Source organism: Sphingobium sp. PAMC28499 (assembly GCF_004795815.1).
Lineage (GTDB): Bacteria > Pseudomonadota > Alphaproteobacteria > Sphingomonadales > Sphingomonadaceae > Sphingobium > Sphingobium yanoikuyae.
In genome coordinates this window covers 4,257,770-4,272,298 of record NZ_CP039248.1, presented here as the reverse complement: position 1 = coordinate 4,272,298, position 14,529 = coordinate 4,257,770, and the positions used below count along the sequence as shown (strand labels likewise).

Sequence of the window (14,529 nt, the reverse complement as noted above, 5' to 3'; positions counted from 1 at the left end):
TTTACGGATCGGGCCCGTTCGCGCGGGCCCGATCTGCTGTATTTCCGGGCCTTATCTTGTGCCGAGCTGTCGCCGGCGTGACAAATTGTTGCTGTGGCCCCCGTCAACTGTTTCGGCAGCAAGCTGCGGTTGACCCTCCACCGGTCGCTGCTTATCTCCCAACATCATGAACAGCCTGATGTTGCTCCGCGCATGACCGCCCCCTCGATCATCCTTGTCGAAGACGATCCGCCGCTCCGCACGCTGACGGCGCGCGCGTTGCAGGAACATGGCTATCAGGTCCGTCCGGCCTCGTCCGGCCCGGAAATGTGGGTGGCCTTCGATGCCGGCCCGGTCGACCTGGTCGTTCTGGACGTCATGCTGCCCGGCACCAACGGCATCGACCTGTGCCGCCAGATCCGTCGCAAGAGCGACGTGCCCATCATCTTCATCAGCGCCAAGGGCAGCGAGACCGACCGTATCGTCGGGCTGGAATTGGGCGCCGACGATTATCTGCCAAAGCCCTTTGGCACGCGCGAACTGATCGCCCGTATCCGCGCCATCCTGCGCCGCGTCGGCGTGGAGCGTGGCCCGGACGAGCAGCGCGAGAATGAAGCGCGCTTCGACGGCTGGATCGTCAACTTCCCGCGTCGTGAACTGCGGTCGCCGACTGGTGCGATCGTCGACCTGACCGGCGCCGAATTCGACCTGCTGGGCAGCTTCCTCAGCCATCCGCAGCGGGTGATCGCGCGCGAGCGGCTGATCGAATTGTCGCGTACCCGCATGGGTGATAGCAGCGACCGCAGCATCGACGTGCTGGTCAGCCGCCTGCGCCGCAAGCTGTCGACCGAGGACCGGCCAGCGCCGATCACCACGGTGCGCGGCGTCGGCTACATGTTCAACGCGGAAGTCGCGCGCGCTTGAGACGACAGCGGTTCAGCCGGTCGCTCGGGCTGGTCGGCCGCATCTTCGGCATATTGCTGCTGACCGTCCTGCTGGAATTCGTGGTCGGCACGCTCATCTATGAGCGCGCCAGCCATTTGTCTTTGCAGGATGACGAGGCGCGCCGCCTGGCCGAGCATCTGGTGATCGCGCGCAAGCTGGTGGCCAAGGCGCCGGTCAGCCAGCGCGGCGGGGTCAGCGCGCAACTGACCACCGACCGCTATGATATCCACTGGACGCTGGCCGCGCCGCCGCCGCCGCCGCTGTCGCCCGAACTGGCGCGGATGCGGCAGCAGATCGTCGACTGGGAACCCAGCCTGCATGAATCGCGGCTGTGGCTGCGGCTCAATTCGCCCGGCCGTTCCTCGCAGATCAATGGCGGGCTGCAGCTGGCGGACGGCAGCTGGCTCTATTTCGGCATGCACCATAGTGGCGGCAAATGGGCCTTCACCTTCGGCCGCTTCGGCCTGGCGCTGATCCCCGTGCTGGCGCTGCTGATTGCGGGCGGCGTGCTGATCCGGCGGACCCTGGCGCCGCTGCGCGACCTCACGCATGCGACCAAGCGGATCGGCCTGGCCCAACAGGTGGCGGTGGCGGAAGCGGGCACCAATGATGTGCGCAACCTGATCCGCGCCTTCAACGCGATGCAGACCCGCATCCATCGCCTGATCAACGAGCGGACCGAGACGCTGGCGGCGGTCGGTCATGACATGCGCACGCCGCTCGCCCGGCTGCAATTGCGGCTGGAAGCGGTGGACGACCCCGAAATCCGCGAGGCGATGGGCGAGGATCTGGCCGAGATGGGCGAGATGATCGAGTCCGTGCTGGCCTTTCTGGGCGGCGAGAAGAATCCCGAGCCGGCGGTGCGGATCGACTTGGCGGTCACGATCGCGACGGTGGTCGACGCCTTCCAGGATCATGGCGACGATGTGATCTATGACGGGCCGGATCATCTGGAGATGGAGGTTCGCCCGCTGTCGCTGCGCCGCGCCGTGCGCAACCTGATCGAGAATGCGCTCCATTATGGGGTGCGTGCGCGGGTCAGCGTGGCGCGGCACGATAATGAGGTGCTGATCCGCGTCGACGATGATGGCCCCGGCATTCCGCGCGACCGGCTGGAGGAAGTGCTGAAACCCTTCCACCGGCTCGATACGGCGCGTCAGCGCAACACGCGCGGCATGGGGCTGGGCCTGGCCATCGTCGCCAAGACGGTGGAGCAGGAGGGCGGTCGCCTGACGCTGGCCAACCGACCCGAGGGCGGGCTGCGCGTCGAAATCTGCCTCTATCTGAACAGGCCGGAAGCCAAGGTCTGATCGGCCTCCCGGCGCGTTCGGCAAAGAGAATCTCGCGACCCCCAAGCAAAACTCGTTTATCCTGGCGTGCAGACGCGGGTTATTCCGGTTGCCCATCGGACAAGAGGCGCAGGGAATGGCGGACGGCGATATGCAGGGTGAAGGCGTGGGCTATTGGGATCTGGACCGGCTGGTCACGGACCTGGCCGCCGCGCGCAGTCGCTGGCGGCAGGAACAGCAGCATCATGCCGAATATGGCGCCGAAGGATTCCCGTCTCGCGCCAATCTGGTGAAGATCACCGGTGCGCTGTGCGGCGCGCTGTTCCCGCTGCGGCTGGGGCCGAGCTTCGTGCGACTGCATAATGAGGACGCCTATGTCGCCGAGACGCTGCAGACCGTGCTCAGCCGCCTCTATGGCCAGATCAGGCTCGAACTCATCTATGCGATGAAGGACGATCCGATTGCCGCAGTCGACGCGGCGGCGGCGCGGATCATCGGCGAGTTCGCGCGCAGCCTGCCGGCGCTGCGCACCCTGCTCGACAGCGATGTCGAGGCGGCCTTCCTGGGCGATCCGGCCGCGCGCAGCGTGGACGAGGTGCTGATCTGCTACCCATCGATGCTGGCGATCATCCATCATCGACTGGCGCATCGCCTCTATGAACTGGGCGCGCCGCTGGTGGCGCGGATCATTTCCGAGATCGCCCATTCCCATACCGGCATCGACATCCATCCCGGCGCACGCATCGGCCACGGCTTCTTCATCGACCATGGCACCGGCGTGGTCATCGGCGAGACGGCGATCGTCGGCGATCGGGTGCGGCTCTATCAGGGCGTGACGCTGGGCGCGCGCAGCTTCCCCTCGGACGAGAAGGGCGCGCTCGAAAAGGCGCAGCCGCGCCATCCGATCATCGAGGATGATGTCGTCATCTATGCCGGCGCGACAGTGCTGGGCCGGATCATCATCGGCAGCCGATCGGTCATCGGCGGCAATGTCTGGCTGACCGAGAGCGTGCCGGCCGACAGCAATGTGCGCCAGGCCAAGGCCCGGCATGAAGTGACCAGCCGGGTCGAGGTATCTGCCCCGCATCGCGTCCATGCGCTGCTGGAAAGCACGGACGGGATCGGCGAGAATATCTGATCCTCCCCCTTTTGACGGGGGGAGGATCGGCAAGGGCTTATTGCCCGGCGCAGCTGTCGCCGTTGCCGGCGACCAGGTCGAGGCAGCGGCCGTCAATCTGGTCCTTGGGCACGGGCAGCTTGATCAGCGCGGCGAGGCTGGGGAGGATGTCCACCGTCTCGACGCCGAGCGGCTGCTCGAAATGCTGCATGCCCTTGCGCCAGAACAGGATCGGCACGCGGCGATCGGTATCCCAGGGCGAGCCATGGGTGGCGACCGATCCCATCACCGCCTGTTCGGGGATCGACATGACGCGTGGCTTGAGCAGCAGCAGCAGGTCGCCTGAGCGGCTGGGGTAGAAGCTGGCGCGCGCTTCCTGGATCAGGCTCCAGCTTTCGGGCGGACCCGAGGGCGAGGGGGTGGCGGCGATTTCCGCCTTGGTGAAGACGGTCTGCACCTGCGGATGGGCGCGCAGATATTTGAGCGCCTCGGTCTCGACCCTGGCGCGCTGCGCGGCGGTCAGGCCCTTGTCATAATAGATGTCGCCCGACGGGCCGTCGCTCCAGATCACCTTCTTGCCGGGCAGGCCGGCCTTCTCGGCGATGGTGGCGTTGAGCGCCTTGGGCGTCAGTGCCATGTCGACCCGCTGTTCCATCGGCATGGCGTTCATGCGGTGGCGTTCGGGCAGGTCATGGCCGCCATGGTCGGCGGTCAGCACCACGACATAGTCGATGCCGTCCTTGTCGAGCTTGTCGAAGAAGGCGCCGAGTTCGGTGTCGAGCCGGTCGACCTGGATGCAGCTTTCGGTGCCTTCGGTGCCGAAGGTGTGGCCGACATAGTCGGTCGCCGACAGGCCGATCGAGATGATGTCGGTCTGCGCCTGCTTGCCCAGCTGCATGCTCTCGATCGCAGCGGCGGCGAAGGCGAGGGTCATCGCATCCTGCTCGGGCGAAATGCGGAAGCCCTTATAGTCGCCCGCGTCACGCGCGAAGCGGCCGGTGCCCACGGTGCGGTTGCCGGCCTGGACCGGGAAATCCTTCGACACGCACTGGGCCGGCAGTTCGAAGCCGGGGTTGGGCTGGGCGAGGCGCTGGGCAAAGGCCTGGTTGACCTGGGTGACGAGCGGGGTGGGGGCGACGCCCTTGTAGCTTACATAGCCCTGCGGCCCGCCGAGCCACCAGACCTGATCGGCGGTCGCGCCGCCCATCATGATCGCGGCGCGATCCTTGCCAGCGACCGACACGACGCGGGTGGCGGGATTGGCCGCCTTCATCCGGCCGCCCAGCGTCGGCACCTTGAGGTGCAGGGGCGAGGCTTCATATTTGTCGCTGCTGCTGCCCGGCTGGCTTTCATCCTCGGCGCAATAGAGATTCTTGTCCTCGCGCTTGGCGTCGAGGTCGAACCAGTTATTGGCGATGATGCCGGTGCGCGACGGGCGGCTGCCGGTCAGGATGGTCGAGTGGCCGGGGCAGGTCTCGGTCGCGGCGTGGCTCTGATAGCCGCGCGGGAAGACCGCGCCTTCGCTGGTCAGGCGCTTGAGGCCGCCGGTATAATATTGGCGATATTCGCTGAACAGGTCGGCCGAAAACTGGTCGACCGAGATGGCGACGATCAGCTTGGGCGGCGTCGCGGCAATGCTGCTGGCGGCTGGCGCAGGAGCGGCAGCAGGCGCGGGGCTCTGCGCCACGACGGGCATGGCAGTGGCGAGCAACAGGGCAGCGGCGACGTGTTTCAACATTATGGGTACCTTCTCATGCCTTGACGGCGGATAGGGAGCGACCTAGCCCCCTTGCATCCACCCGACCAGAGGCCCGATGCGGATTTTTCAAGTCATATTCGTGACGCTCGCCATGCTGGCGGGGCTGTCGATCGCATCTCCCGTGGTGCAGGCCCAGGCGGCCTTTGGCGGCGGCCCGGCGCATATCGCCGCGCAGTTGATGGCCGAAAGTGCGGCGCCCGCGCCCGGCAAGGGCACGACCATCGCCTTCGCCATGAAGCCGGAAAAGGGCTGGCACGGCTATTGGGAAAATCCGGGCGATGCGGGTCTGGGCATGACCGTGACCTGGACGCTGCCCAAGGGCGTGACGATTGGCGCGCTGCGCTATCCGGTGCCCGAGACGCTGCTGATTTCGGGCCTGATGAACCATGTCTATGAAGGCCCCTATGCGGTGCTCGCCAATTTGGGCGTCGCGCCGGACGTGGCGGCCGGCACCCGCCTGCCGATCCGGGTGAAGGCGGAATGGCTGGCCTGCACCGACAAGATCTGCGTGCCCGAAAGCGGCGAACTGGCGCTCGAACTGGTCGCGGGCGATGGCAAGGTCGTGCCGGCGATGCAGGCGCGCTTCGATGGCTGGCGCGGCCATCTGCCCCGGCCGCTGGGCAGCGAGGCGATCTATCAGATCGTCGATGGCAAGCTGCGCCTGTCGGTGCCGTTCCCCGCCGATGCGCAGGCGCGCGAGGTTCACCTCTTCCCGTTGAGCGACGGGCTGGCTCGCTTCGCCGCCGCGCAGAAGGTCAGCCGCGATGGCGACCGGCTGCTGGTCGAGACCGAGGCGGGCGAGGGCTTCAAGGGCGGCGCTGCGCAGGCGGTGCTGCGGACCGGCGACCATGTCGGCTTCCTGCTGAGCGCCAAGCCCGGCGAGGTCGCGGCGATCGCGTCCAAGGGGCTGGCGGGCACGATCTTGCTGGCGCTGGGCGGGGCGATATTGGGCGGGCTGCTGCTCAACGTCATGCCCTGCGTCTTCCCGATCCTGGGGTTGAAGGCACTGAGCCTGGCCAAGGCGGGCGGCGACGAGCGGGCGGCGCGTCGCGAGGCGCTGGCTTACACCCTTGGCGTGATCGTCGCCTGTCTGGCTTTGGGCGGTCTTTTGCTCGGACTTCGTGCTGGTGGCGCGGCGCTGGGCTGGGCGTTCCAGTTGCAACGGCCCGAGATTATCATCCTGTTGCTTCTGCTCGTGACGGCCATAGCGCTCAATCTTGCCGGTCTGTTCGACCTGCCCGCTTTTGGTGGTGGCGATCGATTGACCCGCCAGCAAGGCGCGGCCGGTGCCTTCTGGACCGGCGCGCTGGTCGCCTTCGTTGCGACGCCCTGCACCGGGCCGTTCATGGGCGCGGCGATGGGCACAGCGCTGGTGCTGCCCCTGGGCGCGGCACTGGCGATTTTTGCCGGCCTTGGCCTTGGTCTGGCGCTGCCCTTCCTGTTGCTCGCTTATCTGCCGGCTTTGCGCAATCGCCTGCCACGTCCTGGTGCGTGGATGGGCCGCTTGCAGCGTATCCTGTCGATCCCGATGTTCCTGACAGCCTTGGGCCTTGCTTGGCTGTTGTGGCGGCAGCGGGGCTTGGAGGGCTTGAGCATTGGTTTCTTCGCCGTGCTGGTGTTCGGCGGTGCGTTGGCATTCTATGGCGAAAGGCAGCGATCCGGAAAAAAGGGCGGCATGACATGGCTGGTTGGCGCTGCCCTGATCTGCGTTGTTGCCATAGCCTCGGTGCCCTATGCCGACCCTCGCCTCCAACATCAGGATGAAGGCAACGTCGTCGCCTTCGACGCGGAGAAACTCGACGGGCTGCGCGCCGCGAACAAGCCGGTCTTTCTCTATTTCACCGCCGACTGGTGCCTGACCTGCAAGGCCAATGAGGCCGCCGCGATCGAGCGGGCGGAGGTGCGCGCGGCGTTCGAGAAGGCGGGCGTCACCGTCATGATGGGCGACTGGACCAATGCCGATCCGGCGATTACCCGCTTCCTCGAAGCGCAGGGCCGTTCGGGCGTGCCGCTCTACCTTTGGTACGCACCGGGCAAGGAGGCCCAGACATTGCCGCAATTGCTTACTCCGTCGACCCTCACCGGACTGGTGCGCTGATGGCCAAGATTCGCGCCGACCAGTTGCTCGTCGACAATGGCCTCGCCGAAAGCCGGGCGCGGGCGCAGGCACTTATTCTCGCCGGCCTCGTCTATATGGGCGACAAGAAGGTGGAGAAGGCGGGACAGCAGGTGGCGGCCGACGCCGAACTGGACGTGCGCGGGCGCGACCATCCCTGGGTCTCGCGCGGCGGCATCAAGCTGGCGCATGCGATCGATGAATATGGCATCGACGTCACTGGCTTCGTCGCGATCGACGTCGGCAGCTCGACCGGCGGCTTTACCGACGTGCTGCTGACCAAGGGCGCGGCAAAGGTCTATGCCGTCGACAGCGGCACCAACCAGCTTGCGTGGAAACTGCGCTCCGACGATCGCGTCATCGTCCATGAACAGACCAGCGCCCGCATCCTGACCGACGCCCACATAACCGAGCCGGTCGACATCATCGTGTGCGATGCCAGCTTCATCAGCCTGGCCAAGGTGCTGGAAAAGCCGATCGGCTTCGCCCGGCCCGGCGCGCAGATGGTCGCCCTCATCAAGCCGCAGTTCGAGGCAGGGCGCGAGGAAGTGGGCAAGGGCGGGGTGGTGCGCGATCCCGCCATCCACCAGCGCGTCTGCGACGAGGTCGCTGCCTGGGTCCGTGAGAAGGGCTGGGAAGTGCTTGGAATCACGACCAGTCCGATCACCGGACCGCAAGGCAATGTCGAATTTCTGATTCACGCGCGGCTTGGCGGATAATCGCGCCAGCTTCGTTACCCGCCCTGCGATACATTTTGACACATTCCATGCGGTTGTGTCCGTCACAAAGGCCCGTTAGCCCCTCGTCATGCGCTCGACCCTGCCTGTCATTCTCGTTGCCCTTTGTCTTGCCGGTTGCGGCGGAGAGAAGGAAAAGAAAGCTCGCCCGCCGGCGCTGGTGGAGGCGGTGGCGATTGCGCCCACCCGCTTCACCGACAATGTCGAGGCGGTCGGCACCGCGCTCGCCAATGAGCAGGTGGTGCTGTCCGCGCCGGTGACCGAGCGGATCGACGTGCTGAACTTCACCGATGGCGGCTTCGTGTCCAAGGGGCAGGTGATCGCCCGCATGGCCGTGGGCCAGGAAAAGGCCGAACTGGCTGCCGCCGAGGCGACCGCGCTGCAGGCCGACCAGCAGTTGAAGCGCATCCAGGCGCTCAAGTCGCGCGGCTTTGCCACCGGTGCCACGGTCGAGCAGCAGATCGCGCTCGCCAGCAGCGCCCGCGCCAATGCCGACCTCGCCCGTGCCGGCATCGGCGACCGCACCATTCGCGCGCCGTTCAGCGGCTGGGTTTCCCTGCGCACGGTCTCGCCCGGCGCGGTCATCACCGCCGGCACCGCGATCGCCACGGTCAGCGACATTTCGCGGATCAAGCTGGACTTCACCGTGCCCGAGACGCGCCTGTCGATGATCCGCGAGGGCATGCCGATCAAGGCACTGTCCGCCGCCTGGCCCGACCGGCCTTTCAACGGCACGATCGCGACGATCGATCCGGTGATTGATCCCGCCACCCGCGCCGTGCGGGTCCGCGCGATCATGCCCAATCCCGACAAGGCGCTGAAGCCCGGCATGCTGCTGACCGTCAGCGTCTTCTCGCGCGAGCGCCAGTCTCTGGGCGTGCCCGAACTGGCCGTGATCGGCGATGGTGACGAGCGTTTCGTCTTCGTGCTGGACGGTCGCACCGCCAAGCGGACCAAGGTCGAAACCGGCATCCGCCAGAACGGCCTGGTCGAGATATTGGGCGGCGTGAAGGCCGGCCAGCAGATCGTGACCGAGGGCGTGGTGAAGCTGACCGATGGCGCACCGGTGCGCCTGGCCGGCGACAAGAAGGGTGATGACGACAAGGGCGGCAAGGCCGCCAAGGCCGCCGGCTAAGCCGATGCAGCTCTCCGATCTCTCGGTCCGCCGGCCGGTCTTTTCGGCGGTGGTCGCGGTGCTGATGTGCATCGTCGGCCTGGTTGGCTATTTCAGCCTGTCGGTCCGCGAATATCCCGATACCGATCCGCCGATCGTCTCGGTCGAGACGACCTATACCGGCGCCGCCGCGTCGGTGGTGGAAACCCGCATCACCCAGCAGATCGAGGATGCGGTCGCGGGCGTGCAGGGCATCCAGACCATCACCTCGACCTCGCAGGACGGCACGTCCAACATCAATATCGAGTTCGATCCCTCGCGGGACATCGACAGCGCCGCCAATGACGTGCGCGACCGTGTCGGGTCGGTGACGCAGGATCTGCCCGAGGATGCGCTGGCGCCCGAGATCCGCAAGGTCGATTCCGACGCGCGATCGATCCTGTTCTTGGCCTTCTCGCGCCCCGGCTGGTCGCCGATCCAGATCAGCGACTATCTCGACCGCAACATTGCCGACCGCTTTGCCGCGATCGACGGCGTCGCCCGCGTTACCATCGGCGGCGAGGCGCGCCCGTCGACCCGCATCTGGTTCAACGCGGAAAAGCTGGCCGCCTTCGGCCTGACCCCGGCCGATGTCGAGGCGGCGCTGCGCACCCAGAATGTCGAACTGCCCGCCGGCCGTTTTGAATCGAAGGACCAGAACCAGACGCTGCGCGTCGAGCGGCCCTTCGCCACGCCGGACCAGTTCGCGCAGCTGGTCGTGGGCCGGGGCGAGGATGGCTATCAGGTGAAGCTGGGCGATGTCGCCCGGATCGAGGAAGGGGCCGAAAACCCCTATAGCAGCTTCCGTTCCAACCAGGGCACGGCGATCGGCATCGGCATCATCCGCCAGTCGGGCGCCAACACGCTGGAAGTGGCGCAGAAGGCCAAGGCGCTGATCAAGGAGCTGGCGCCGACCCTGCCCAAGGGCATGAAGGTGGCGATCGGCACCGACGAATCCCTGTTCATCGAACGCGCGATCGACAATGTCTATGACACGCTGATCGAGGCGGCGCTGCTCGTCATCCTCGTCATCTTCCTGTTCCTGGGATCGGTGCGCGCGACGATCGTGCCGGCCGTGACGGTGCCGATCTGCCTGCTCGCCACCTGCGCGGTGATGTGGCTGCTCGGCCTGTCGATCAACCTGCTGACCCTGCTCGCCTTCGTCCTCGCCATCGGCCTGGTGGTCGACGACGCGATCGTGGTGCTGGAAAATGTCTATCACCGCGTCGAGCAGGGCGATGATCCGCTGGTCGCCGCCTATCTCGGCACGCGGCAGGTGGGCTTTGCCATCATCTCGACCACCCTGGTCGTCTGCGCCGTGTTCGTGCCGGTGATGTTCCTGGCCGGCCAGACCGGCCTCTTGTTCCGCGAACTTGCCATCGCGATGATCGCGGCGATCGGCTTTTCGGGCTTCATATCCTTGAGCCTCGCGCCGATGCTCTGCTCCAAGCTGCTGAAAAATGCCGAGCGCGGCCGGCTGGCGCGCTGGGTCGATGATCGCTTCCAGCGGATCGAGCATGGCTATGGCCGCTGGCTCGACTGGACCTTGAAGAAGCCGCTGATGCCGCTGCTGGGCGTCGCGATCTTCCTGGGCGTCGCCTTCTTCCTCTTCACCCGCCTGCCGGCCGAACTGGCCCCGGCCGAGGATACCGGCGTGGTCGAGGCCAATGTCAACGCGCCCGAAGGCACCGGCTTCGACCGGATGATGGCCTATATGCAGAAGATCGAGAATGATCTCGCCTTCCTGCGCAAGGACGGCACGCTGCAGAATCTGGTGATCCGCACCCCCGGCGGCTTCGGCACCACCGACGATTACAACAATGGTAATGTCATCGCCTTCCTGAGGCCGTGGGAAGACCGCACCATCACCACGGCGGAAGTCGCGACCATCATCAACAAGGTGATCGCCGACCAGCCGGGCGTGCGCGGCAATGCCGCGCCGCGATCGGGGCTGGGCCGTGGTCGCGGCCTGCCGGTCAATATCGTGCTGGCCGGCTCTACCTATGAAGGGCTGGTGGCGGCGCGCGACCGCATCATGCTGGCGGCGGCGAGCTATCCGGGCCTCATCAACCTCGACAGCGATTACAAGGAAACCAAGCCGCAGATGCGGATCGAAACCGATCTGCAGCGCGCCGGCGACCTGGGCGTGTCGGTGAACGATGTCAGCCAGGCGCTGCAGAGCCTGCTCGGTTCGCGCCGCGTCACCACCTATGTCGACCGGGGCGAGGAATATCGCGTGCTGGTGCAGGCGGAGCGTGACGGGCGTCAGACGCTGGCCGATCTGGAACGTATCCAGGTGCGCAGCCGCAGCGGCGTGCTGGTGCCACTGTCGGCGGTCGTGACCGTGCGCGAAGTGGCCGGGCCGCGTCAGCTCAACCGCTATAACAAGCTGCGCGCCATCACTCTGACCGCCGCGCTGGCGCCGGGCACATCGCTGGGGCAGGGGCTGGCCTTCCTGGAGGATCAGGCGCGCCAGTCGCCCGAGGTGCTGGCGATCGGCTATCGCGGCGAAAGTCAGTCGCTGCGTGAGACCGGCGGGTCGATCTGGATCGTCTTCGGCCTCACCATCCTGATCGTCTATCTGTTGCTCGCCGCCCAGTTCGAAAGCTTCATCCACCCCGGCGTCATCATCGCGACGGTGCCGCTGGCGGTGGCGGGCGGCGCGCTGGGCCTGGCGATCACCGGCGGGTCGATCAACCTATACAGCCAGATCGGCATCGTCATGCTGGTGGGTCTGGCCGCCAAGAATGGCATCCTGATCGTCGAGTTCGCCAACCAGTTGCGCGACGAGGGGATGGAGATTGCCGAGGCGATCCGCGAGGCGGCCAAGCGGCGTCTGCGCCCGATCCTGATGACGTCGATCGCGACCGTCATCGGCGCGGTGCCGCTGGTGCTGCGCGGCGGGGCCGGCGCGGCGGCGCGCCATTCGATCGGCGTGGTGATCGTGTTCGGTGTCAGCCTGGCGACGCTCATCACCCTGTTCCTCATTCCCATTTTCTATTCGCGCGTTGCCAAGCGCACGGTTTCTCCGCAAACCGTTGGTCGCAAACTGGATTCGGCGCTCAAGGATTCGCCCGAACCCGCCGAATAGCTTGGAGCTGCGTTGCCGATGAACGAGATCGCGTCCCAGGGTCAGTTGCGTCTTGCCTATCTGCGCTGGGCGTTGGTCACGGTGCCCGCGATCGTCTTTCTCGGCTTCCTGTCGGGCAGGCTCGCCAATAGCGGCTTTGGCAATCGCTGGTTCTCCTCGCTCAACCTGCCCGCGCTGATGCCGCCGGGCTGGGCCTTCGGCGTCGCCTGGACGATCCTCTATGTGCTGATGGCGCTGGCCTTCGCGATCGTGCTGCATGCGCGCGGGGCCAGGGGTCGGGGGGCGGCGGTCACGCTGTTCCTGGTGCAGCTGGCGCTCAACCTTGCCTGGTCGCCGCTCTTCTTTCGCGCGCATCAGGTGGGGGCGGCGCTGGGCCTGATCCTGGTGCTGGCGCTGCTGGTGGCGCTGACCACCGCCCTGTTCTGGCGGATCCGTCCCTTTGCCGGTGCGTTGATGTTGCCCTATCTGGTCTGGCTGGTCTTTGCCTCCTACCTCAACTATGAGGTCGGCCGCCTGAACCCGGATGCGCACAGGCTTGTCGCGCCGGCACTCCAGACCCAGATATGATTTCGGCGCATCCACGCGCCTGATACGAGGATAGACGATCATGCAGAGCGAGAACCGCTTTTTCGACGACCTGGCCAAGCTGGTGAACGGCGCTGCCGGCACGGTCGCGGGCATGACCCGCGAGTTCGAATCCAACGCGCGCGAACGTGCCAAGGAATGGATCGGCGGCGTCGACTTCGTCAGCCGCGAGGAATTTGACGCGGTCAAGGCGATGGCCGCCGCCGCGCGTGAGGAAGTCGAACTGCTCAAGGCTCGCCTCGACGCGCTGGAAGGCAAGGCACCCGAGCCGGTCACCAAGACCGTGCGCGCCGCCAAGACGAAAGCTGTGGATAAGGATGCGGGCGCCGAGTAAGCGCCCTGTCCTTTCGCCGCTTGCGGTGATAAAGGCGCGCCGATGATGGATAGCGACGAATTTGAGAATGGCGGCCATGAGGCCGCGCCGATCGACATGCTGGCGGCCTTTTACGAGGCGCATGGCTGGAGCTATGAGCAGGTCGGCGAGGACGAGATCGTCGCGAGCACCCAAGGGTCGTGGGCGCAATATGAGCTGCGCGGCATCTGGCGTGACGAGGATCAGGTGCTGCAGCTTCTCGCGCTGCCCGACATCCGCGTCAATGACGACAAGCGCGCCGTCATCTACGAGACGCTGGGCCTGATCAACGAGCAGCTCTGGCTCGGCCATTTCGAGCTGTGGTCGTCGAGCGGCATCATCCTGTTCCGCCATGGCGCCTTGCTGGGGCAGGGCGGCACGCTGACGCTGGACCAGGCGCAGGTGCTGATCGAGACCGCGATCGACGAGTGCGAGCGTTTCTATCCGGTGTTCCAGTTCGTCCTGTGGGGCGGCAAGAGCCCGAGCGAGGCGATCAGCGCGAGCCTGATCGAAACCCGCGGCGAAGCCTGACATTTCTGCCTGAAAGCCTGACCATGACCATTGCCTGCTGGCCCGATCATCTTTTCCTTGTCGGCTGCGGCAATATGGCGGGGCAGATGCTGACCCGCTGGCTGGCGTGCGGGCTCGATCCCGCCCGCGTCACCGTGCTGCGGCCAAGCGGCAAGCCGGTGGCGCACGGCGTGACCGTCGTCACCGCCTATCCCGCGGCGCTGCCGGCCGGCACGACCGTGCTGCTGGGCATGAAGCCCTATCAGATTGCCGACGTAGCGGCGGGGCTTGCGCCGCTGCTGACGGCGGAAACGCGGCTGGTGTCGATCCTGGCCGGCACGCCGATCGCGGATCTGCGCCGGCATTTCCCGGCGCCGCGCGATGTCGTCTGCGCCATGCCCAACCTGCCGGTCGGGCTGGGCGAGGGCGTGGTGGCGCTCTACACCGATGCGGCGACGGATGCGGTGGCCAAGGCCGACATTGCCGCGCTGATCGCGCCGCTGGGTCTGGCGGAATGGATGGGTGACGAAGCCCTGTTCAATCAGGTGACGGCCCTGTCGGGCTGCGGTCCGGCCTTCCTGTTCCGCTTCATCGATGCGTTGTCGCGCGCCGGCGAGGCGCTGGGCATTCCTGCCGATCAGGCCGCACGCATGGCGCTGGCCACGGTGCAGGGATCGGCGAACATGGCGGCGCGCGCCAGCGTCAGTCCGGCCACCCTGGCGGATCAGGTCGCCAGCCCCGGCGGCATGACGCGCCAGGGCCTCAATGTGCTGGACGCCGACAATCGCCTGCTCGACCTTCTGACCGACACGCTGGTCGCCGCGCGTGACCGGGGTGCGGCGATGGCGCGGGGCGAATAGGGACGGTTCCGGTCGGCGCCATTATCCGTTAAGGGG

At 66.5% G+C, this 14,529-nt stretch carries 12 protein-coding genes; 11 read left to right on the top strand and 1 reads right to left on the bottom strand.

Annotated elements, in window-relative coordinates:
- Nucleotides 1–192: 192 nt before the first annotated feature.
- From E5554_RS20275 to epsC, 3 genes are all read left to right on the top strand, one after another.
- Nucleotides 193–903, top strand: a complete 711-nt coding sequence (locus tag E5554_RS20275) for a response regulator transcription factor (RefSeq protein WP_004211079.1) — start codon at nt 193–195, stop codon at nt 901–903.
- Nucleotides 900–2,234 carry an ATP-binding protein gene (locus E5554_RS20270; protein ID WP_136187886.1) on the top strand — a complete coding sequence of 445 codons (1,335 nt, stop codon included), beginning with the start codon at nt 900–902 and terminating at the stop codon, nt 2,232–2,234. The genes E5554_RS20275 and E5554_RS20270 overlap by 4 nt, the downstream gene beginning before the upstream one ends.
- A gap of 115 nt (nt 2,235–2,349) precedes the next feature.
- Nucleotides 2,350–3,351: a serine O-acetyltransferase EpsC gene (gene epsC / locus E5554_RS20265; protein ID WP_136187885.1), complete on the top strand. Its 1,002-nt coding sequence runs from the start codon at nt 2,350–2,352 to the stop codon at nt 3,349–3,351.
- A gap of 37 nt (nt 3,352–3,388) precedes the next feature.
- Here epsC and E5554_RS20260 read toward each other — a convergent pair whose 3' ends face one another.
- On the bottom strand, nt 3,389–5,068 hold the full coding sequence (locus E5554_RS20260; RefSeq protein ID WP_136187884.1) for an alkaline phosphatase family protein: 1,680 nt from the start codon (nt 5,066–5,068) through the stop codon (nt 3,389–3,391).
- Between the two features lie 76 nt (nt 5,069–5,144).
- Between E5554_RS20260 and E5554_RS20255 the strand changes: the two genes are divergently transcribed.
- From E5554_RS20255 to E5554_RS20220, 8 genes are all read left to right on the top strand, one after another.
- Nucleotides 5,145–7,187, top strand: a complete 2,043-nt coding sequence (locus tag E5554_RS20255; RefSeq protein ID WP_136187883.1) for a protein-disulfide reductase DsbD domain-containing protein — start codon at nt 5,145–5,147, stop codon at nt 7,185–7,187.
- Nucleotides 7,187–7,924, top strand: a complete 738-nt coding sequence (locus tag E5554_RS20250; RefSeq protein WP_136187882.1) for a TlyA family RNA methyltransferase — start codon at nt 7,187–7,189, stop codon at nt 7,922–7,924. The genes E5554_RS20255 and E5554_RS20250 overlap by 1 nt, the downstream gene beginning before the upstream one ends.
- An 88-nt stretch (nt 7,925–8,012) precedes the next feature.
- Nucleotides 8,013–9,077 (top strand): efflux RND transporter periplasmic adaptor subunit, encoded by a 1,065-nt coding sequence (locus tag E5554_RS20245; protein ID WP_168708744.1) that lies wholly within the window; start codon nt 8,013–8,015, stop codon nt 9,075–9,077.
- 4 nt (nt 9,078–9,081) lie between these two features.
- The gene (locus E5554_RS20240; protein ID WP_136187881.1) at nt 9,082–12,186 is read left to right on the top strand and encodes an efflux RND transporter permease subunit; all 3,105 of its coding nucleotides are present in this window, start codon (nt 9,082–9,084) and stop codon (nt 12,184–12,186) included.
- Nucleotides 12,187–12,204: 18 nt separating this feature from the next.
- Nucleotides 12,205–12,753: a TspO/MBR family protein gene (locus E5554_RS20235; protein ID WP_136187880.1), complete on the top strand. Its 549-nt coding sequence runs from the start codon at nt 12,205–12,207 to the stop codon at nt 12,751–12,753.
- 40 nt (nt 12,754–12,793) lie between these two features.
- On the top strand, nt 12,794–13,105 hold the full coding sequence (locus tag E5554_RS20230) for an accessory factor UbiK family protein (RefSeq protein WP_004211090.1): 312 nt from the start codon (nt 12,794–12,796) through the stop codon (nt 13,103–13,105).
- Nucleotides 13,106–13,147: 42 nt separating this feature from the next.
- A complete protein-coding gene (locus E5554_RS20225; protein ID WP_004211091.1) occupies nt 13,148–13,654 on the top strand; it encodes a YbjN domain-containing protein in 507 nt (168 codons plus the stop codon).
- A gap of 23 nt (nt 13,655–13,677) precedes the next feature.
- Nucleotides 13,678–14,493 carry a pyrroline-5-carboxylate reductase gene (locus tag E5554_RS20220; protein ID WP_069335575.1) on the top strand — a complete coding sequence of 272 codons (816 nt, stop codon included), beginning with the start codon at nt 13,678–13,680 and terminating at the stop codon, nt 14,491–14,493.
- The last annotated feature ends 36 nt before the right edge of the window (nt 14,494–14,529 follow it).

Coding starts and splice junctions, on each gene's coding strand:
- E5554_RS20275 (WP_004211079.1), top strand. CDS start 193: ATGACCGCCCCCTCGATCATCCTTGTCGAAGACGATCCGCCGCTCCGC.
- epsC (WP_136187885.1), top strand. CDS start 2,350: ATGGCGGACGGCGATATGCAGGGTGAAGGCGTGGGCTATTGGGATCTG.
- E5554_RS20260 (WP_136187884.1), bottom strand. CDS start 5,068: ATGTTGAAACACGTCGCCGCTGCCCTGTTGCTCGCCACTGCCATGCCC.
- E5554_RS20255 (WP_136187883.1), top strand. CDS start 5,145: ATGCGGATTTTTCAAGTCATATTCGTGACGCTCGCCATGCTGGCGGGG.
- E5554_RS20250 (WP_136187882.1), top strand. CDS start 7,187: ATGGCCAAGATTCGCGCCGACCAGTTGCTCGTCGACAATGGCCTCGCC.
- E5554_RS20245 (WP_168708744.1), top strand. CDS start 8,013: ATGCGCTCGACCCTGCCTGTCATTCTCGTTGCCCTTTGTCTTGCCGGT.
- E5554_RS20240 (WP_136187881.1), top strand. CDS start 9,082: ATGCAGCTCTCCGATCTCTCGGTCCGCCGGCCGGTCTTTTCGGCGGTG.
- E5554_RS20235 (WP_136187880.1), top strand. CDS start 12,205: ATGAACGAGATCGCGTCCCAGGGTCAGTTGCGTCTTGCCTATCTGCGC.
- E5554_RS20230 (WP_004211090.1), top strand. CDS start 12,794: ATGCAGAGCGAGAACCGCTTTTTCGACGACCTGGCCAAGCTGGTGAAC.
- E5554_RS20225 (WP_004211091.1), top strand. CDS start 13,148: ATGATGGATAGCGACGAATTTGAGAATGGCGGCCATGAGGCCGCGCCG.
- E5554_RS20220 (WP_069335575.1), top strand. CDS start 13,678: ATGACCATTGCCTGCTGGCCCGATCATCTTTTCCTTGTCGGCTGCGGC.